Raw genomic sequence first — 19,083 nt, forward strand, 5'->3', positions numbered from 1 at the left:
TTGCTACCGGAGCGAACATGTCACGCGAACTGATTTATAACGGATTTTTGCACCTCACGCCCAACCACCACAGCCACGGCTACTGGCGCACGCCGGAAGGCCAGGTGCAGTATGGCTACAACCAGCTGGATGCCTACGTAAAGACGGTGAAAACCCTGGAGAAAGGGCTGTTTGATACCTTGTTCATTGCCGATGTGGTGGGGGTTTACGACATCGAATATGGCGATGGCAAAACCACCATCAGCGCCGGCACGCAGTTCCCCGAACCCGATCCGATCACCATCCTCTCGGCGCTGGGGCTGGCCACGGAGAATCTGGGATTGGTGGTGACCAGCAACGTGATTCAGGCGCACCCGTTCTCGTTTGCACGCCAGATCTCCTCGCTGGATGAGTTTACCCGCGGTCGCATTGGCTGGAATATCGTCACTTCGTATCTCTCCAACGGCTTCCGTAACTACGGTTATCAGGACATCGTGCCGCACGACGAGCGCTACGAATGGGCGCAAGAGTATCTGGATGTGGCGTACAAACTGTGGGAGCTGTCGTGGGAAGAGGGCGCGGTGCTGCACGATCCCGCCACCAATCGCTTTTTCGATGCCGATAAAATTCACAAAATTAACCATGTGGGCAAGCGCTATCGCGTGGAGGGGCCGCACATTGTTGAGCCGTCGCCGCAGCGTAGCCCGGTGTTCTTCCAGGCCGGCAACTCCGACGCCGGACGTCGCTTTGCCGCCCGTAATGCCGAGGTCACATTCCTGCCATCACAAACGCCGGATACCGCGCGCAAAGATATCGCCATCCTGAATCAGGATGTGGTGGATTACGGTCGTCAGCCTGAGGATTTGAAAAAACTGGTGATGCTTTCTACCGTGATCGGATCCACCGAGGAGGAGGCAAAGCGCAAGCAGCAATATCTGTTCGACAACATTGATATCAACGCGCTGCAGGGGTTCTACAGCGGCGGCTCTGGCATCGATCTGGCGAATATCGATCCTGATACGCCGTTAACCGAGCTCAGCCGCCGCGAGGAGTTTAGCCAGCATATGCGCTCGAAATTTCGCATTGCGGTAGATGCGGATTACGGGCAGGGGCGCGTGCTGACGTGGCGTGAGTACCTGATCCAGCACGCGCTGCTGCCGGGTCGTTTTGCCGGTACGCCAGAGCAGATCGCCGATCGCGTGCAGCAGTTTGCGGATGCGGGTGTGGATGGCTTTAACGTGGTGCCTGTCACCACGCTCGGCTGGTGGGATGAGTGGGTTGAGCATGTGGTGCCGGTATTGCAGAAGCGCGGTCTGGCGCAGAAGGCGTATAAGCCCGGCACGCTGCGCGAGAAGATTTTTGGCAAAGAGAGCAGGCTGCCAGCGTCGCATCCGCAAAGGAAATTAACGTTGGGTTAAATGTTACCCGGTGCGCATTAATGCGCACCCTACAAAATCGTGCGGTCACCAATCAAGGCGTAAGGCCGAGCAGTTAAGCACTGAGCGACTTTCGTTCGCCATCGGCTGGGGCAGTTTCAGTTCAGCCGTGCGGCGACCGAGAAAAGGGCGTCTGGGCCACGCCCTCTTCACTCCCCGGCCCTGCGCCAGCCCATCCCGCCGCTACGCGGTGCCTTCGCTCCCTCACGATTCCTGACGGACCGGCGGCGATTCGCTCCTGCTCAGCGCCGACTCTCGCCGCATCCCTGCGGCTCGCCCTGGAATCCCTCACTCGCTCAGCGGGCTGGGATGTCGCCTCAGCACCCATGCTGCCGCATCAATGCGTATTTCTTAATCATCATCGCTGTAACGCCTGTAGGGTCGCCATTCATGGCGACCGCTAATTAATGAATCCTACTCATAGGCGCAATCCTCTTTCAGGCCATTATCTTCACCATCCCATCCGCTACTATAGGCGAATTCGATCTCTCTGGAATTCAATATGGATCACGCCTCCACGCGTTCTCAATCCTTTATCGTCAAATCGAGCGGTTTGCCCTTTATCCTCATTCTGAGTGCGTTGATGGCGATCACCTCGTTATCCACGGATATCTATCTGCCTGCCATGCCGCTGGTGGCGCAAGAGCTGCACGGCGACGCCGAACTGACCATTACCGGATTTCTTATCGGCTTCTGTATTGCCCAGCTCATCTGGGGGCCGCTCAGCGACCATTTTGGCCGCAAAGTGCCGCTGTTTATCGGATTGGTGCTGTTTGTGATCGGTTCTGTGGGCTGTGCGCTCTCCAGCGATATTACGCAGATTGTGTTCTGGCGCGTGTTTCAGGCGTTAGGGACCTGTACCGGACCAATGCTGGCGCGCGCGATGATCCGCGATCTCTTTGCGCGCACCCGCGCTGCGCAGATGCTCTCCACGCTAATTGTTGTCATGGCGATTGCACCGATTGCCGGGCCGCTGCTGGGCGGGCAGATGATCAAAGTCACCTCGTGGCACACGATTTTTTGGCTGCTGGCGGCCATTGGCTGCGTCATGCTGATACTAATGTGCTGGTTGCCCGAAACCTTACCGGCGGACAAGCGGGTAAAAGCGTCGCTCACCGGAGCGTTTAGCAACTATTTTGCCCTATTGAAAAACCGCCATTTCATGCGCTTTACGCTGTGCGTGGCGTTCTACTACGTGGCGGCTTACGCCTTTATTACCGGCTCGCCGTTTGTTTACATCACCTATTTCGGCATTGATGCGCAGCATTATGGCTGGCTGTTCGCGCTGAATGTGGTGGGGTTAATGGCGGTAAGCATGGTGAACCGGCGTTTAGTGCACCGCTATCCGCTGGAATCCCTGCTCAAAATGGCGGTGACTACCGCCACCCTCGCTGCGTTAATTTTGGCGCTGAGCGCCAAACTGGCCTTCGGCGGCATCCTGATGATTATTCTGCCGGTGTTTGTGTTCTTCTCGATGAACGGCATTATCGCGGCAACCTCCACGGCCGCCGCCATGGATACCGTGCCAACTATGGCGGGTTCCGCCTCGGCGCTCATCGGCTCGCTGCAATACGGCAGCGGCATTATCTCGTCGTTGCTGCTGGCGCTACTCAGCGATGGTACGCCCTGGACCATGGCGTGGATTATCGCGCTGTTTACCGTGGCAAGCGCGGTGATGGCGCTCAGCGCCGCCACGGTCAAATCCGCTTAATGTTTTGATTAAGAGGAGGTTGAGTGGGCATCACCAGAAGGGGCAACTCATGGATGCAGTTAATAAACCCTGGCTGATTACCGTGTCCAATTAAAACAATCCTCAAGCGTTAGACACCATCAAAGTCATGGGTGAACGGTATCCCACAGCGTTGCAGGCGCGTGTTGGCGGCTAATCGCTATAAAGCTTGTGGCACTTAATGAAAATGCCACAAGCGTTTCTATTTATTGAATGTTGATTAAACCTCCTCTTTTTAGCATTTGACGTTTTTTGCTCAATCGGTATGCTCTGCAAAGTCAGGATCCTCCGGCCAGGATTGGTCAAGACGGTTACAGAGAACTCCATGAAAAATAGTGATGATAAAAAGTTGTGCGACATCTTAATCGGCGAAGCTGTTATTGAATTATTTAATGAGGATGCGCCGGTTTCGCGCGCCACGCTCATCGGACAATTAGAGAAAATGCTGCATGCCGCTGACACGCCAGAAAAAAAACGCGTTGCCAGGCTAGCGCTTGAGACGATTAAGACCGGCAGTGAAATGAACAACAATCAGAAATCTGGCGAGGGTGTAATGAGCTTCTTTGCTAAAAACATCGCGGCAGATGATTCCACTAAACACTGACTTCGACAGTGCAGTTCCCCGCTTAATGATTACGTAACTCTCGGTTATATAATGAATTAACAGCAAACAGGTGTACATTCTCTTCTCTATTGCGATAAAGTTAGCGCTGCAAAGAACCAGCCGACCACTTTTGGAAACCAGCCATACGTCATGCGTCAACTATGCCTAAAACGTTAACCACCGAAGCGAAAAGCCGAGAACGGGGCCGCCCGAGAGAGTTTGATATCGACCAGGCCCTGGATAAAGCGATGATCGTTTTTCGGCAAAAAGGTTTTCATGCTGCCTCCATGCATGACCTGGGCGACGCCATGGGATTAACGGCCGGTAGCATTTATAAAGCCTTTAAAGATAAACGCAGTCTGTTTCTTAACGTGTTTGAACGCTACCTTTCGGTGCGCAACGCGGACCTGCGTCAACGGCTGTCGCGGGTTACAACGGGTCGCGAAAAACTCGCTGAGCTGCTGCAGTTTTACCTCGATTCTGCTCGGGCCGTGGAGGGACGAACCGGGTGCCTGGTGGTTGGCAGCGCGATTGAACTGCAGGTGTTAGATGACGACTTGTCGCAGCTGGTGAGTGAGGCGGTGATGCGTAATAAAAACTTTCTCGCTTCTTTACTGCGACTCGGGCAGGAAGATGGATCGGTCTCGCAAAAACTGGATACCGATACCGCGGCAGGATTGATTCTGTGCATCGCCTTCGGTATGCGGGTAGTAGGCAAGATCGCCGATGTAAAAGATGAACCAGAGACCATCAAGTTAGTCATGAAGTTGCTGGATTAACATTTGTCTAATTAGGAGGTGGGCACTTCCTAAATAAGCGAAGCGTGAGGCAGGAGGGCAAGTGAAAGACGAAGATACAGACATTACGGATGATATTCGTGCACTGGTAGGGCGCGTGGTTTCACATATTCTCCGGCCCGATGAGGCGCTTAGCGTACAGGAACTGATTGGTGCCCTGTACCGTTTGAGCTTACGCTCGTCAGACAGCAAGACGAAAAGCGCCTGTGAGAAAGCGATTCGTATTCTGGCCAAAAAACTGCATTAATCCACTCGATGGTGCGGAACATTCTGCTCTCCTGGGCTGAAAGTTGGCACTCCCTCGCCAAACTCAATAAGCGAATTACAGCGGTCGGTGCGCTGTCTCTTTCGCTTTCCACAGCGCAAAAAGCGTAATCAGTAACGCCAGGCTGACATACAGCGACACCCACAGCGTGCTACCCATCTCCTTATACAGAGAGGTAATAATCAGCGGCGCAAAGCCACCTCCGATAATACCCGCTAGCGTATAGGCCAGCGAAGAACCCGCGTAACGCACATGGCTGGGGAACTGCTCGGTCACAAATGCTGCCTGCGGGCCATACATCACCGCATGAATCAATAGGCCAACGATCACCGCCAGCACGATCAGCACCGGTTGCGAGCTGTCGAGCAGGACGAAGAAGACAAATGACCAGACAATCGCTAGCAAAGCACCGACAATGTAGACTGGTCGGCGGCCTAACTTATCTGAAAGCGCGCCAAACATCGGTACGGTAATCGCATTGCCTATCGCGCCCAGCATGGTGGCCATTAGGGCCAGCGGACGCGGCAATTGCAGCACCGTGGTGACGTAGGTCAGCGTAAACACCACTACCAGCGCGTACAACACATCCGAGCCAATGCGCGATCCCCCCGCGATCAGCAACTCGCGCGGATAGCGAAGGAACACCTCTTTCAGCGGCGTATGGGTGGTTTTCTCGGCTTGTTGCATCGCGACAAAGGTTGGCGTCTCTTCAACGCCGCGACGCAGCCACAAGCCAAAGGTTACCAGCAGCAGGCTCAACAGGAAGGGAATACGCCATCCCCACTGCTGGAACTGTTCACCGCTTAACGCCACCGTGACCAGCGTGATAAATCCGGTACCAATTAACGTGCCGCAGGAAGGCCCAACCTGTGCGAACGAAGCATTACGCCCGCGTTTACTGGCATCGCCATGTTCCATGGAAAGTAGCACCGCACCAGCCCATTCACCGCCCAGCGCGATACCCTGAATAAAACGCAATGCCACCAGCAGCAACGGACTCCAGATCCCCCACACCGCATAGCCGGGCAGCAGGCCCATGAGCGCGGTAGTGACGCCCATAATGACCAGCGTGGTGATCAGCACCGCTTTGCGGCCAGCTACGTCACCCAGATGGCCAAAAATCATCCCGCCTACCGGACGTGAGACGTAACCCACCGCATAGGTGGAAAACGCCAGGATGGTGCCGACGAGTGGATCGAAGTCAGGGAAAAATACGTGGTTAAACACCAACGCGGCCATGATGTTATAAACCGTAAAGTCATACCACTCGAGTGCCGTGCCAATCGAGCTGGCCGCCGCAAGGCGACCGGTTTTGGCGTGGCCAGTGCGCTCGCGTGCAGGGTGCTGCAGTGTCGAATCGGTATTAGCCATGTGCCATCTCCTGTTTGGTTAACTGCCAGCTGAGGGAGTAAAGCTGAGCGTCTGCATTCAGCGCCTGAGCGGCGCTGGCGGCGAGGGTTTTACATATCTGCACGTCGCGGCAGGTCACTAGCAGCATGGGATGCATGGGGCGATTTCCCCTATTTTCCCGGGGAAGAGGGGAGCTCAACGTGGTATCTGGCGTTAACAAACGCGAAGCGATATAGCCCGGCGTTTGCTGCACGCTTTTTTGCCAGCCGTCCAGTAATGCAACATCTGTTCCTGACGTAAGCGTCAGCACCGCCAGATGGCTGCCAGTGCCCTGACCATGCTGGTGGGTGATGGCGCACACCCGGCGCATGGGATTGATCATGTTGTTGAGATTTTTCACCGACCATTCCGTCTGACGCATGAAGGCTGCGTGATAATCCGCGCTGGTGAAGGCCTCAAGCGATTCTGTTTCATACAGACCGAGATACTTCCGCTCCGCCTCTAAGGACTGATAGCGTGTGCCAGAAAGGAAACCTGTGATGGCAACGCGCTCCTCCACGTGCTCGTGGTCATACCATTGGTTGAAATCCGCTTCATCTGCAGCATCGATATGGGTGGCGACAAACAGCATGCCATGGGGTTGAGTCATGATCAGATACTCCGTTTCAGGGTGGTTTCAATCGCGGCAGCCCAGCTGAGTAATGCAGCATCGTTGCCATGGGTTGAGGACAGCATCAGGCCAACCGGTGCAGCGCCAGGTTGATGGCAGGGGAGAGAGATCGAACAGCCATCCAGCATGTTGATCACGCTGGTATTGCGCAGCATCAGCATGTTGACCTGCATGTAGCGCGCAGGATCGTTAAGTTCGTCAAGAGTGGGGGCGATAAGCGGCACCGTGGGCATTAACATGCCATCAAAGGGCGCAATCGCGTTCTCAACGCGCTGTTTCCAGTCAGCTCGCTGCTGGTACAGCGCGCTTGCCTCTTCGTGGGTTAGCAAGCTACCGCGTTTAATGCGCGTCAGGACCTGCGGATCGTAGGCATCGGGCTGAGAATGAACGTAATGCTGATGCCATTGCCAGGCTTCCCAGGCCGTGATACCGCCGCGCGAGTTGATCGTTTCAAGCTCTGCCAGTTCGTGCAGGGGCAGTTCAGTCAGCGTTACGCCCTGCGCACGAAGCTGCCCGAGTGCGTGCAGCCATGCCGCACTGACATGTTGATCAAGGCCTTCCAGCACGCGCGTTTGCGGGATAACGAAATGTGCGTCAGAAAGGTGGCGTTCATCAATGGCCAGCGGTTCGTCGGCAATCACGCTATCGAGCAGCCAGCAACTGCGCACATCATGGGCAATCACACCAATGCTGTCGAGCGACACGGCCAGCGGCAAGGTTCCGGTTTGATCAATACGACTGGCGCTGGGTTTGAAACCGGTTAAGCCGCACAGCGCAGCGGGAATACGCACGGAGCCGCCGGTATCGGTACCGACCGCCGCCAGACACATGCCATCGGCCACGGCCACGGCGGCCCCGGAAGAAGAGCCGCCGGGGATTCGCTGTTCAGTGCGCTGCCACGGATTGGCGGGCGTGCCGTAATGCGGGTTAATACCAAGACCGGTAAAAGCGAATTCGGTCATATTGGTTTTGCCGACGATGGCTGCTCCCGCCTGGCGCAGCCGTTCTACCATGCTGGCGTTAGACGTTGCCTTTGCAGCATTGCTGAGTAAACGCGAGCCGGCGAGCGTCACTTCGCCGGCGACATCAAACAGATCTTTGATGCTGATCGGCAGCCCATCGATCGCGCTATTTGGCTGGTGCTGTTGCCAGCGCGCGTTCGCCTGCCGAGCTTGCTGCTGCGCCTCGGCCAGATAGGTTTGGGTAAAGACGCGTTTACCTTCGCCGGACTCCGCCGCGATGGCGTGCAGAGCATCAGACACTAACGTTTCGGGCGTGATGTGCCCGGCGAGCAGTTGCTGGCTCGCTTGCCATAACGTTGTCATAGAGGTTCCTTTTAGGCGATGACCGGCAGCGAGCCAGTAATATAGGTATGTTCCAGCGTGCGGTTGAGCAGCGGGTCGTGCAGCGCCATGCCAAACTCGCTCGAAGGGCGAATGCCACCGATCGCGCTAAGCGTGCCGCATGACATAGCAAAACCTTCTTCAACCTGACGATCAGTAAAATAGCGGTTTAATAAATCCATTGGCGTGAGAAGAGCGGATAGGGCGCCTTGCTGATAGGTAATCCAATCACCGTTTGTTTTGATCCAAGCGCGGAGCTCCAGCCGATCCCAATGCGCTTTCACTTCTGACAGGCGCCAGGCGTGTCCGGCGACAGGTTTAATGCAGGCCTGCTTTGATAGCGCCACGCTAAAGGTTTCCAGATGGCGATCGGTGTGGTCTGAGATCAGTGAAACCCAATACTCGCCGCGATGGAAAAACACAAAGGGCTCGGCTTCGCCGGAGGTTTCCTCGCCCACCACTTCCAGGCGTATTTGCTGGCTGAGCTGATTCGTCGCAACGCGATAAAACAGCGGCACCGCACCAGGAGCGGGCACGCCAAGTGCTTCCAGCTCCCTGATATGGTGCAACACGGCTGCCCGATCGCGGCCCACCCAGCCAGCGATAACCAGCTCTTTGACCTCAACGTCCAGTACTGCTGCGTCTGCGTTATCAGTTGTAAAACGTAATTGCATGGTTTGATCTCCATTTGAGAAATTCGTGTGAAATTTCACAGTGATTTCAATCTAGCCATTTTCATGCCAGGTTTTTGTGTAATATGTCTCAGTTACCTAATAAGGATTTGCGCGATGAGTAATGTGATTGCTGAAAATGTGAGCTCGCCAACCAGCCCAAAGAGTATTTCTCTCAATGAACGAGCCTATCTGGCTTTTAAACACCGCTTAATCACCCTGCGGTACAAGCCCGGGGACTATCTCAATATCGCGCAGGTAATGAATGATCTTGAGATGGGCAGAACACCTATCAATCAGGCCGTGCACAGGCTGGAAACCGAAGGTTTATTGCAGATCATTCCGCGTAAGGGTGTGATGGTGTCGCCGCTGTCAATGGATGATGCGCTGGAGTTAATAGAAGTGCGGCTGGTTAATGAAGCGCTGTGCCTACGTCTGGCGACGCAGCGCGTCAACGCTGCGCAGATTACCTATTTACGGGAAATTAACCAGCGCATTGCCCGCGCCAGTGAATTACACGATCGGGAACAGATGATGCTGCTTGACCGCGAGTTCCATCAGGTGCTGGCGGATATTGCAGCCAATAGCCGTCTGGCCGATATCCTGAGCATCATTCATGCTCAGGCACAACGCTTCTGGGCGACGACACTGTCGAGCGCCGCACATATGAATGAAGTTATTGCTGAACATGAGGCAATTATTGCGGCGCTGGAGAAGGGCGATGCCGAGCAGGCGGAAGACGCGGCACGCATTCATATCTACTCTTTCAAACAGGCTCTGCTGAATAACTGAACGGCCTATTATAATGATGGTGTGCCGGCGGCAGTGCTTAACCGAGGGCTGGGCGGGTGAGTAAAACGCCTACCCAGCCAATAATTAGCAAAATTGTATTATTTCCCTCAGAAAAATCCCCTCTTGTGTCGTATGGATCAAAAAAATAGATTTTTATTTAGGAGAATTCCTAATCGATTTTCTAAAAACCCTCAATGACTTAAGTGAAATTCCAAGAAATTTCCTATAAAAAACAGGAATAAAGCGACAGCGCTGTGCGTTGCTTTACTGATGCGACCTCATATATATTCCCGGCGAAACACACAGGGAAAGTGTGCCTATGCGTGCTTTCCGCGCCATTTTTACAAGGAGTAAATATGAGCAACTCTTATCAGAATGAAATCCCTAAAGCACGTATCAACCTCAAACTTGACCTGCACACCGGCGGCAGTGCGAAAAAAACCGAGCTGCCGCTCAAATTGCTGGTCACCGGTGATTTCAGTAACGCCCAGGAAGATCGCCCGCTGTCTGAGCGCGAAAAAATCAACGTCAATAAGAACAACTTCAACAGCGTGCTGGCCGACATCGCACCTTCCGTTAACCTCATCGTGCCCAACACCCTGGCCGGCGACGGCAGCGAAGAGAACGTGGCGCTGAACTTCCGCGACATGAAGGACTTTGAGCCGGAGCAGGTCGCCCGTCAAATCCCGCAGCTGCGCGCCATGCTGGCAATGCGTAATCTGCTGCGCGACCTCAAATCGAACCTGCTGGATAACGTCACCTTCCGCAAAGAGCTTGAAGCCATCCTGAAAGATCCCGCACTGAGCGACGAACTGCGTAGCGAGCTGTCTGCGCTGGCCACCGATCAAGCCTGATCATCCCCGTAACGGACTATAGAGAGAGAATGCTGATGTCAGTTCAGAATGAAACCCATGCTAATGGCGCAACCACCGTGCTGGATCGCCCGGCGGCAGGTGGCGTATACGCTTCGCTATTTGAAAAAATCAACCTTAATCCGGTCTCCGAGCTGAGCGATCTGAACGTCTGGCAGGACAGCCAGGCGATGTCAGATGCCACCGCTGACGAGCGCGTCACCGCTGCGATGCAGGTGTTTCTGACGCGCTTAAAAATCAGCGGCGCAAAAGTCGAGAAGCTGGATAAAAACCTGCTGGATCATCATATCGCCGAGCTTGATCGCCAGATCAGCCGCCAGCTGGATGCGGTGATGCATCACGACGAATTCCAGAAGGTAGAATCGGCGTGGCGCGGCCTGAAATCGCTGGTGGATAAAACCGACTTCCGGCAGAACGTGAAAATTGAAGTGCTCGACGTGTCGAAAGATGACCTGCGTCAGGACTTTGAAGATGCGCCGGAAATCATCCAGAGCGGCCTTTATCTGCAAACCTATGTGGCTGAATACGACACGCCGGGCGGCGAGCCGATTGGCGCGGTGATTTCTGCCTATGAGTTTGATGCCTCCGCGCAGGACGTGGCGCTGCTGCGTAACCTGTCGAAAGTCGCTGCTTCGGCGCACATGCCGTTTATCGGTTCGGTTGGCCCGCAGTTCTTCCTGAAAGATTCGATGGAAGAGGTGGCGGCCATAAAAGATATCGGCAACTACTTTGACCGCGCCGAATACATCAAATGGAAATCCTTCCGTGACACCGACGACGCGCGCTATATCGGGCTGACCATGCCGCGTGTGCTCGGTCGCCTGCCGTACGGCCCGGACACCGTGCCGGTGCGCAGCTTCAATTATGTGGAAGAGGTGAAAGGTCCGGACCACGACAAATACCTGTGGACCAACGCTTCGTTCGCTTTCGCCGCCAACATGGTGCAGAGCTTCATCAGCAACGGCTGGTGCGTACAAATCCGCGGTCCGCAGGCGGGTGGGGCAGTCCAGGATCTGCCGATCCATCTGTACGATCTCGGCACCGGCAACCAGGTGAAAATCCCGTCTGAAGTCATGATCCCGGAAACGCGCGAGTTTGAGTTCGCCAATCTCGGCTTTATCCCGCTCTCTTACTACAAGAACCGCGACTACGCCTGCTTCTTCTCGGCCAATTCGACGCAGAAACCGGCGATCTACGATACCGCCGATGCCACCGCCAACAGCCGCATCAATGCGCGTTTGCCTTATATCTTCCTGCTGTCGCGCATCGCGCACTATCTGAAGCTGATCCAGCGCGAAAACATCGGCACTACCAAAGATCGCCGCTTGCTAGAACTGGAGCTGAACACTTGGGTGCGCACGCTGGTCACCGAGATGACCGATCCGGGCGACGAGCTACAGTCTTCACATCCGCTGCGCGATGCGAAAGTGCTGGTGGAAGATATCGAAGACAATCCGGGCTTCTTCCGCGTCAAGCTGTTCGCCATCCCGCACTTCCAGGTGGAAGGCATGGACGTGAACCTGTCGCTGGTGTCGCAGATGCCGAAAGCGAAAGCGTAAGGGCGGAGATCAGGGATGAAAACAGAGCAACCACTTTGGGGCCGGGGCACCATGATCTCGCCTCAACACTTTCAGCAGCAGTCTGCCTGGCAGGCGTGGCAGAGCGAATGCATCGCGCGTATGGGCCTTAATCAACCCTGGGGCGTGCTGCAGGCGGAGTTTGAGCCAGAGGCGCTGAAACTCGGGCGTTTGCAGCCGCGCCATCTGCACCTGCGATTCAGCGATGGCACGTTGGTGGATACACAAAACGCCGATCCGCTTCCCCCCACGCTAACGCTTGAGGCGGAGCAGAAGGAAGTGACGGTTGTTCTGGCGCTGCCGCAGTTCTACGCCAGCGGCGGCAATTGTCTGCAGGAAAGCGACGTGGCTGAACGCCCGGTGCGTTTTCGCCAGCGTTGGCGTGATGTTCGCAATCTGTTCGGGGATGACACCCGGCAGGTGGCGGTATTGCAACCCGAGTTGACGCTGCGTTATGCGCATCAGGACAACAGCGACTGGCTGACCTGCCCGGTGGCTCGCCTGCAGCAAGACGCGCAGGGTGGCTGGATGCTGGACGATAAATTCCTACCGCCGCTGCTGATGATGAAGTCGAGTCCATGGCTTATCACCGCGTTGGATCTACTCATAACACAACTAGGTGCACGGCTGGCACGCTTGATGGCGATGCGCCGCGAAAGCAATCAACGTATGGCCGATTTTGCCGTTGCTGATGTGTCATTGTTTTGGCTGTTGAATGCGCTTAACAGCGCTGAACCGGTGCTGGCCGATTTTGTGCGTCATCCGCAAAGTCCGCCGGAGCGGCTCTATCCTGAGCTGGCAAGACTGGCGGGCAGCCTGCTGACATTTTCGCTGGAGCATCAGGTCAGTGCCATTCCTGCTTACCGGCATGACAACCTGAACGACGTTTTTCCGCCGTTGTTCAGCTTGCTAGGTACGCTGCTCGAAGCCAGCCTGCCGTCGCGCATGGTGGCGATTGAAATGACCCACGATCGTCGGCTGCGTCAGTGGCATGCGCGCCTGAACGATCCCCGCCTGCGCGAAGAAGCCGATTTCTATCTTTCCGTACGTTCTCCACTGCCGTTGGTCCAGCTGCAAGAGCAATTCCCGCGCCAGTGTAAAGCGGGTAGCCCTGATGACGTCATCGCGCTGGTCAATAGCTCGCAGCTGGGTATCCCTCTAAAACCGCTCAGCCACGTTCCGGCTGCTATTCCGCTGCGTCTGGAGAATCAGTATTTCTCACTGGATCTGTCTCACCCGGCGGCACGAGCAATGCTGGAGAGCGGTAGCTGCATGTTTTACGTCCCCGGCACGCTGGGTGACCCGGAACTGGAACTCTTTGCGGTGCTGAGATCATGAGTACACCCTCACAAACCATCGACATTGATGCGCTGCTGCAAAATACCTGGCTGCAGGTAATCAGCCTGCGGCACGGGCCAGAATTTACTGAAGACGGAGGACTGACCCTTTGGCAACGCTGCGTCGCAGATGCCGAGCATGTGCAGCGTGTGCTACGGGAAGCGGGTGTGAGTCGCGAGGGTTGTCATGACATTCTTCTGGCTCAGTGCGCGCTGCTGGATGAAGCGGTAAAAGGGCGCGGGGTGCAGGATGATGCTTGCTTACAGTGGTATCACATGCCGCTGCAGGGGCACTTTCTACACACCATGGACGCGGGCGAAACCCTGTGCGACCGCATGCAGCAGGTGCTGGCCCAGCCCGAAGCGGATCCGCTAGTGCTGACCTGCTTTCATCGCGTGATGCTGCTGGGCTTTCTGGGTGGTTATGCCTCTGCAGATGCGCCCGCCCGTCAGCAGTTGATGACAGCGCTGGCTAAACGCGTGCCTCCCTTCACGCGCCCAGCAGATGCGCCTTTGCTGTCGTTGGCACACGGTGGGCTGAGCATGGGCTGGTTAAGCCTTTGGCCGGTGCGAATTGGACTGACAGCACTGCTGCTGGCGGCACTGTGGTGGGGACTAAACCACTGGCTGGATCACCTGATCACAACGCTGTTGCCTGGAGTGAAAGGATGACGCCGTTGCTTCAGCGCTTACTGGCGCTCTGGATATGGCTGCTCGCCGCCGTGTTGTGCCTGCTGTTTCTACCGGTGGCACGCAGCTCCGCCATTCTGCTTTTGCTGACCATTACGCTGATTATCGGCACAGTGATGTTAAAGCTTTCTGGACGCCGCATAAAAGCAACCGGCCAGTTATGGAGTGATTTACCCGCTGCGACTTACCGGCATCCGGTGGTGCTGTGCTGCGGCGATCATGGTCTGTCTGAAGCGGAGCCAGTGCGTCTTTTGCCGCAGGGTTGCTTTATTCGCGTAGTAGATAGCAGCGAACTGCAGCACAACGTGCGTCAATTATTGCAGATGCGTCCCGGCTGGGGCTGCCAGATTTCCATCTGTATGAGCATCATTCCGCAGCAGCAGCATGACAACGCAGTGCTGGAAAATGAACTCTTTGCCCTCCGCTGGCAAATTGCGCTACTGCGCCGTGAAACCTGCCAGGCACTACCGCTGCTGATTAATGTGGCGGTTGCTGGCGCGATGACCTTGTGTACGGCTCCACTCTGGCAGGTGCAGCTGGCGGAAAGGCGTCCACAAATCTGGCTGGATGGTGCCTCACCGCGCGGCTTAGATGAATGGATGCAGGCGGGCGGCGCAACAGCGATGCAGCAGTATATCCTGCTCAACTCACTGGATGCGTGGTTACGCCAGCATGTGCTGCGTGTACTGACAGATTCGCATACCGACGTCGCCTCAGTGAAACCCGGCGCTATCATGATGCAACTGCAACCCGGCACACTGGATGCGGAGCACGATTCGCTGTGGCGTGCATGGCTGCTGCTGCACACCACGATCGCCAGCGCCGGTTCTGCTACTGACGCTGCAACCATTCTTCCGGAGTTTGTCCTTCCGTTGCTGCCGCAAGGCCGTGGCCTGACGCCACGCATGCGTGCACTGCGCATGGCGCTTAATGCATTCGCAGTTTCTACAGCTATCGCCCTGTGTGCGGTTGCCATGAACAATCAATCGTTGATCCAGCGCATCGCGTTTGACCTCGGACATTATTACCGCATCGCCATGACGGACTACGCGCCAAAACTGGCGGCGGTTGAGGTCCTGCGTGATGACGCGAAGCAGCTAGATAAGTATGCACGGCAGGGTGCGCCATTACGGTTTGGGCTAGGCCTTTACCAGGGGAGTTATCTTCACCTGCCCGTATTGCGTGCCATCGGCACCTGGCTGCCAGAACCCAAACCCATACCTGCGCCCAAACCTCAACCCACGCTGGTAAGACTGAATGCCATGTCGCTGTTTGATTCGGGCAAATCCGTCCTGAAAACGGGCTCAACCAAAGTGTTAGTTAACGCACTGGTTAACGTTAAGGCGAAGCCAGGTTGGTTGATTGTGGTAGCGGGCCATACCGACGACACCGGCAATGTGTTGCTGAACCAAAAACTCTCACTGAAGCGTGCTGACGCAGTCCGCGAATGGATACGTGATACCGGTGATGTGGATGAGAGTTGTTTTGCGGTACAGGGGTTTGGCCAGAGTCGCCCGATGGCGAGCAACGCAACCGCCGAGGGGCGCGCAGCAAACCGGCGCGTTGAGATCAGTCTCGTGCCTCAAGCTGACGCTTGTCAGGCACCGGGCGCTTTCCCTCCGTCATCACAGGATGGTGACGGTAATCATGAAGAAAAGGAGTAACACATGGCAATTCCCGTTTATCTGTGGCTGAAGGACGATGGCGGTGCGGACATTAAAGGATCGGTGGATGTACAGGACCGTGAAGGCAGCATCGAAGTGGTGGCGCAGGAACACAACCTGTACATCCCGACCGACAATAACACCGGCAAGCTGACCGGCACGCGTATTCATACGCCGTTCCTGCTTACCAAGGAGATCGACTCGTCCAGCCCGTATCTCTATAAAGCGGTAACCACTGGGCAGACGCTTAAATCGGCCGAGTTCAAATGGTATCGCATTAGTGACGCAGGCCAGGAGGTCGAGTACTTCAACACCAAGTTGGAAAACGTAAAGGTGGTGAAGGTCAATCCGTTGATGCACGACGTTAAAGACCCGTCAAAAGAGAAGCACAACCATCTTGAGCAGATTGAGTTGCGCTACGAAAAAATCACCTGGACCTACAAAGACGGCAACATTATTCATTCCGATTCATGGAATGAGAGAGCGACAGCATAACGGCTGTAGGGGCGGTCCCAGCGGACCGTCCATCTCGTAGGGTCGCCATTCATGGCGACCAAAACGCGTACCGCTCTAGATGCCTGGTGATTCCATCTTCGACGGGTGAAATCACCAGTCATTTCCACATCAGACCTACTGACCTTATGCGCTTTGGTACATAGCGACGGGCGGTAGCGTGCCCCAATCAGGAGAACTTTACTATGGATAGTCAGTCAGCCGCACTGCTGCGTCGCCTTAACCCGTTTTGCGCGCAGGCGCTGGAAGCCGCTGCCTCGCTGTGTCAGACCCGCGCGCATGCGGAAATTCAGCCGGAACACTGGCTGCTCAAGCTGCTGAAACAGGGCGAAGGCGACATCACCGTGATTGCGCGCCGCTATGAGTGGGATATGGATGCCATCTGGCAGGATTTGCTGGCATTTCTCGATCGTCAGCCGCGTGCGGTACGTGGTCGCCCGCAGCTTTCCTCGGCACTGGAAGCTTTATTGAAACAGGCGTGGCTGATGGCCTCGACTTCAGATAACGCCCCACAAATCCGCAGCGTGCATCTGTTGATGGCGCTGGCCGAACAGCCGTCGCTGGTGCGCTGTGAAGGGCTGTGGCCGCTGCTGAGTCTGCGCATAAGCCAGCTGGAGCGCCTACAGCCGATGCTGGACGCGCAGTCCGATGAGCGTGCAGAAGCGGAGCAGCCGGAAATGCCGGTCAGCACGTTCGAACAACCCTCCGCAGCAGGCCCGAACAAAACCCCATCTGCCGAAGCGCTTGCGCGCTTCACCCGCGACGTCACCGCTGATGCGCGTAATGGCAAAATCGACCCCGTATTTGGCCGCGACAACGAAGTTCGCCAGATGATTGATATCCTGTCGCGCCGCCGCAAGAACAACCCGATTCTGGTCGGCGAGCCGGGCGTGGGTAAAACCGCGTTGGTGGAAGGGCTGGCGCTGCGCATCGCTGAAGGCAACGTACCGGACAGCCTCAAACTTGTGAGGGTGCATACATTGGATCTCGGCATGCTGCAGGCGGGTGCGGGCGTGAAGGGCGAGTTTGAGCAGCGCCTGAAAAACATCATCACCGAGGTACAGAATGCGTCGCAGCCGGTGCTGTTATTTATCGACGAAGCGCACACCATTATCGGCGCGGGCAACCAAGCGGGCGGCGCCGATGCGGCCAACCTGCTGAAACCAGCGCTGGCGCGCGGCGAATTGCGCACCATTGCGGCCACCACGTGGAGTGAATACAAGCAGTACTTCGAGAAGGACGCCGCGCTGGAGCGCCGCTTCCAGATGGTCAAGGTTGACGAGCCGGACGACGACACTGCGTGCCTGATGCTGCGCGGCCTTAAGTCACGCTACGCTGAGCACCACGGCGTGCATATCACCGACGCGGCGGTGCGCGCCGCCGTCACGCTGTCGCGCCGCTACCTAACCGGTCGCCAGCTGCCCGACAAGGCGGTTGACCTGCTTGATACTGCCGCTGCGCGCGTGCGCATGAATCAGGACATGGTGTCGGAGGTGATTACTCGTTTGAGAGCGAAGCTTGACGGGCTGAACCTTGAGCAGCGCGCCATTCTTGACGATGAAGCGCTCGGCAGCGCTATCCCGCACGAGCGTCTGGCCGAAATTGAAAGCCAGATAGCAATAATTGATGAAGAACTTGAGACGCTTGAGCAGCGCTATGCAAAGGTGCAGTCGCTGATGCAGCAGCTGCTGGCTGGCCGCAAAGCTGGGACACAGCATGGCAATATCGCCCAACTCCAGACTGAACTTGATGCTTTACAGCCCGGCGAGCCACTGCTTACCGCCGACGTTGATGTGCGCATCGTCGCGAGCGTAATTGCCGACTGGACCGGCGTGCCGCTCTCTTCGCTTATGAAGGATGAGCAGGCCGAACTCCTGGCGCTGGAAAGTCAGCTCGCTACCCGCGTGGTCGGTCAGGATGCCGCGCTAAACGCCATCGCCCAACGCCTGCGCGCTGCTAAAACCGGGCTTAGCTCAGAAAATGGCCCGCAGGGCGTGTTTCTGCTGGTGGGCAGCAGCGGCACCGGCAAAACCGAAACCGCGCTGGCGCTGGCGGATTTGCTGTACGGCGGCGAGAAGTCGTTAATCACCATCAACCTCAGCGAATACCAGGAAGCGCACACTGTTTCCCAGCTCAAAGGCTCACCGCCGGGCTACGTTGGCTACGGCCAGGGGGGCATCCTCACCGAAGCGGTGCGTAAGCGCCCGTACAGCGTTGTGCTGCTCGACGAAGTGGAAAAAGCGCACCGCGACGTGATCAATCTGTTCTATCAGGTATTTGATCGCGGATTTATGCGCGACGGCGAAGGACGTGAGATCGACTTCCGCAATACCGTAATCCTGATGACCTCAAACCTCGGCAGCGACTCGCTAATGCAGCTGCTGGACGAAAACCCGCAAGCCACCGAATCCGAACTTCAGGAGTGCCTGCGCCCACTCCTGCGCGACCACTTCCAGCCCGCGCTGCTGGCCCGCTTCCAGACGGTGATTTATCGCCCGCTGGCACGCGACGCCATGCGCATTATCGTGGAAATGAAGCTGAAGCAGGTGAGCCAGCGTTTGCAACATCATTACGGCATCCGTACCACCATCGGCGAAGATCTGTTCGACATGCTCACCGATGCGTGCCTGTTGCCGGACACCGGCGCGCGCAACATCGACAGCCTGCTCAATCAGCAGATTTTGCCGGTTATGAGCCAGATGATCCTGCAGCATCGCGCCAGCGGCACTTTAAGAGACAGACTGACGCTGGATACCAGTGAAGAAGGCGATGTGACCTTTACGTTCTGAGTGAA

Annotated in this window: 17 protein-coding genes; 13 read left to right on the forward strand and 4 right to left on the reverse strand. The window is 56.2% G+C overall.

All coding sequences use genetic code 11. From position 1 onward, the window contains the following. Positions 1–17 precede the first annotated feature (17 nt). The 5 genes from CRO19_RS17570 (at position 18) to CRO19_RS17590 (ending at position 4,792) form a co-directional block, all read left to right on the forward strand. Entirely contained in the window at positions 18–1,397 is a 1,380-nt protein-coding gene (locus CRO19_RS17570) for an NtaA/DmoA family FMN-dependent monooxygenase (protein ID WP_097096988.1), read from the forward strand. A 520-nt stretch (positions 1,398–1,917) separates the two neighbouring features. Next, positions 1,918–3,126, forward strand: coding sequence for a multidrug effflux MFS transporter (locus CRO19_RS17575; RefSeq protein WP_097096989.1), 1,209 nt, complete (start codon positions 1,918–1,920; stop codon positions 3,124–3,126). Between the two features lie 343 nt (positions 3,127–3,469). Continuing rightward, complete coding sequence (locus CRO19_RS17580; protein WP_097096990.1) at positions 3,470–3,748, forward strand: hypothetical protein; 279 nt, start codon at positions 3,470–3,472, stop codon at positions 3,746–3,748. A 308-nt stretch (positions 3,749–4,056) separates the two neighbouring features. Continuing rightward, complete coding sequence (locus tag CRO19_RS17585; RefSeq protein ID WP_505543740.1) at positions 4,057–4,527, forward strand: TetR/AcrR family transcriptional regulator; 471 nt, start codon at positions 4,057–4,059, stop codon at positions 4,525–4,527. A 61-nt stretch (positions 4,528–4,588) separates the two neighbouring features. After that, positions 4,589–4,792 (forward strand): hypothetical protein, encoded by a 204-nt coding sequence (locus CRO19_RS17590; RefSeq protein WP_097096992.1) that lies wholly within the window; start codon positions 4,589–4,591, stop codon positions 4,790–4,792. A gap of 75 nt (positions 4,793–4,867) precedes the next feature. On the opposite strand, the gene CRO19_RS17595 is transcribed toward CRO19_RS17590, so the two are convergent. From CRO19_RS17595 to CRO19_RS17610, 4 genes are read right to left on the reverse strand one after another with little or no spacing between them, the layout of a single operon-like run. Then, positions 4,868–6,181, reverse strand: a complete 1,314-nt coding sequence (locus CRO19_RS17595) for an MFS transporter (protein WP_097096993.1) — start codon at positions 6,179–6,181, stop codon at positions 4,868–4,870. Then, positions 6,174–6,809, reverse strand: a complete 636-nt coding sequence (locus CRO19_RS17600) for a DUF4286 family protein (protein WP_097096994.1) — start codon at positions 6,807–6,809, stop codon at positions 6,174–6,176. Before CRO19_RS17600 ends, CRO19_RS17595 begins: the two co-directional genes overlap by 8 nt. Before the next feature lie 2 nt (positions 6,810–6,811). Beyond that, positions 6,812–8,155 carry an amidase gene (locus CRO19_RS17605; RefSeq protein ID WP_097096995.1) on the reverse strand — a complete coding sequence of 448 codons (1,344 nt, stop codon included), beginning with the start codon at positions 8,153–8,155 and terminating at the stop codon, positions 6,812–6,814. Positions 8,156–8,166: 11 nt separating this feature from the next. Further along, complete coding sequence (locus CRO19_RS17610) at positions 8,167–8,847, reverse strand: DUF2848 domain-containing protein (RefSeq protein ID WP_097096996.1); 681 nt, start codon at positions 8,845–8,847, stop codon at positions 8,167–8,169. A 114-nt stretch (positions 8,848–8,961) separates the two neighbouring features. Between CRO19_RS17610 and CRO19_RS17615 the strand changes: the two genes are divergently transcribed. The 8 genes from CRO19_RS17615 (at position 8,962) to tssH (ending at position 19,078) form a co-directional block, all read left to right on the forward strand. Beyond that, positions 8,962–9,636: a GntR family transcriptional regulator gene (locus tag CRO19_RS17615; protein ID WP_097096997.1), complete on the forward strand. Its 675-nt coding sequence runs from the start codon at positions 8,962–8,964 to the stop codon at positions 9,634–9,636. A gap of 356 nt (positions 9,637–9,992) precedes the next feature. Further along, positions 9,993–10,490 carry a type VI secretion system contractile sheath small subunit gene (tssB, locus tag CRO19_RS17620; RefSeq protein ID WP_097096998.1) on the forward strand — a complete coding sequence of 166 codons (498 nt, stop codon included), beginning with the start codon at positions 9,993–9,995 and terminating at the stop codon, positions 10,488–10,490. Between the two features lie 29 nt (positions 10,491–10,519). Then, positions 10,520–12,067 carry a type VI secretion system contractile sheath large subunit gene (gene tssC / locus CRO19_RS17625; RefSeq protein WP_097096999.1) on the forward strand — a complete coding sequence of 516 codons (1,548 nt, stop codon included), beginning with the start codon at positions 10,520–10,522 and terminating at the stop codon, positions 12,065–12,067. 15 nt (positions 12,068–12,082) lie between these two features. After that, positions 12,083–13,423 carry a type VI secretion system baseplate subunit TssK gene (gene tssK / locus CRO19_RS17630; RefSeq protein ID WP_097097000.1) on the forward strand — a complete coding sequence of 447 codons (1,341 nt, stop codon included), beginning with the start codon at positions 12,083–12,085 and terminating at the stop codon, positions 13,421–13,423. Then, positions 13,420–14,094, forward strand: coding sequence for a type VI secretion system protein TssL, short form (gene tssL / locus CRO19_RS17635; protein ID WP_097097001.1), 675 nt, complete (start codon positions 13,420–13,422; stop codon positions 14,092–14,094). Before tssK ends, tssL begins: the two co-directional genes overlap by 4 nt. Next, complete coding sequence (locus CRO19_RS17640) at positions 14,091–15,776, forward strand: OmpA family protein (protein ID WP_097097002.1); 1,686 nt, start codon at positions 14,091–14,093, stop codon at positions 15,774–15,776. Before tssL ends, CRO19_RS17640 begins: the two co-directional genes overlap by 4 nt. A 3-nt stretch (positions 15,777–15,779) precedes the next feature. Next, entirely contained in the window at positions 15,780–16,271 is a 492-nt protein-coding gene (hcp, locus tag CRO19_RS17645) for a type VI secretion system effector Hcp (RefSeq protein WP_097097003.1), read from the forward strand. Between the two features lie 203 nt (positions 16,272–16,474). Further along, positions 16,475–19,078 carry a type VI secretion system ATPase TssH gene (gene tssH, locus CRO19_RS17650; RefSeq protein WP_097097004.1) on the forward strand — a complete coding sequence of 868 codons (2,604 nt, stop codon included), beginning with the start codon at positions 16,475–16,477 and terminating at the stop codon, positions 19,076–19,078. Positions 19,079–19,083 lie beyond the last annotated feature (5 nt).

This window comes from Candidatus Pantoea floridensis, from assembly GCF_900215435.1.
In the GTDB taxonomy this organism is placed as follows: Bacteria; Pseudomonadota; Gammaproteobacteria; order Enterobacterales; family Enterobacteriaceae; genus Pantoea; species Pantoea floridensis.

What these genes read in the sequence shown, in the direction of transcription:
- CRO19_RS17615 (WP_097096997.1), top strand. Translation starts at nt 8,962, where the DNA reads ATGAGTAATGTGATTGCTGAAAATGTGAGCTCGCCAACCAGCCCAAAG.
- CRO19_RS17570 (WP_097096988.1), top strand. Translation starts at nt 18, where the DNA reads ATGTCACGCGAACTGATTTATAACGGATTTTTGCACCTCACGCCCAAC.
- CRO19_RS17640 (WP_097097002.1), top strand. Translation starts at nt 14,091, where the DNA reads ATGACGCCGTTGCTTCAGCGCTTACTGGCGCTCTGGATATGGCTGCTC.
- CRO19_RS17595 (WP_097096993.1), bottom strand. Translation starts at nt 6,181, where the DNA reads ATGGCTAATACCGATTCGACACTGCAGCACCCTGCACGCGAGCGCACT.
- CRO19_RS17600 (WP_097096994.1), bottom strand. Translation starts at nt 6,809, where the DNA reads ATGACTCAACCCCATGGCATGCTGTTTGTCGCCACCCATATCGATGCT.
- tssK (WP_097097000.1), top strand. Translation starts at nt 12,083, where the DNA reads ATGAAAACAGAGCAACCACTTTGGGGCCGGGGCACCATGATCTCGCCT.
- tssL (WP_097097001.1), top strand. Translation starts at nt 13,420, where the DNA reads ATGAGTACACCCTCACAAACCATCGACATTGATGCGCTGCTGCAAAAT.
- tssB (WP_097096998.1), top strand. Translation starts at nt 9,993, where the DNA reads ATGAGCAACTCTTATCAGAATGAAATCCCTAAAGCACGTATCAACCTC.
- CRO19_RS17585 (WP_505543740.1), top strand. Translation starts at nt 4,057, where the DNA reads ATGGGATTAACGGCCGGTAGCATTTATAAAGCCTTTAAAGATAAACGC.
- hcp (WP_097097003.1), top strand. Translation starts at nt 15,780, where the DNA reads ATGGCAATTCCCGTTTATCTGTGGCTGAAGGACGATGGCGGTGCGGAC.
- tssH (WP_097097004.1), top strand. Translation starts at nt 16,475, where the DNA reads ATGGATAGTCAGTCAGCCGCACTGCTGCGTCGCCTTAACCCGTTTTGC.
- CRO19_RS17580 (WP_097096990.1), top strand. Translation starts at nt 3,470, where the DNA reads ATGAAAAATAGTGATGATAAAAAGTTGTGCGACATCTTAATCGGCGAA.
- CRO19_RS17575 (WP_097096989.1), top strand. Translation starts at nt 1,918, where the DNA reads ATGGATCACGCCTCCACGCGTTCTCAATCCTTTATCGTCAAATCGAGC.
- tssC (WP_097096999.1), top strand. Translation starts at nt 10,520, where the DNA reads ATGCTGATGTCAGTTCAGAATGAAACCCATGCTAATGGCGCAACCACC.
- CRO19_RS17605 (WP_097096995.1), bottom strand. Translation starts at nt 8,155, where the DNA reads ATGACAACGTTATGGCAAGCGAGCCAGCAACTGCTCGCCGGGCACATC.
- CRO19_RS17610 (WP_097096996.1), bottom strand. Translation starts at nt 8,847, where the DNA reads ATGCAATTACGTTTTACAACTGATAACGCAGACGCAGCAGTACTGGAC.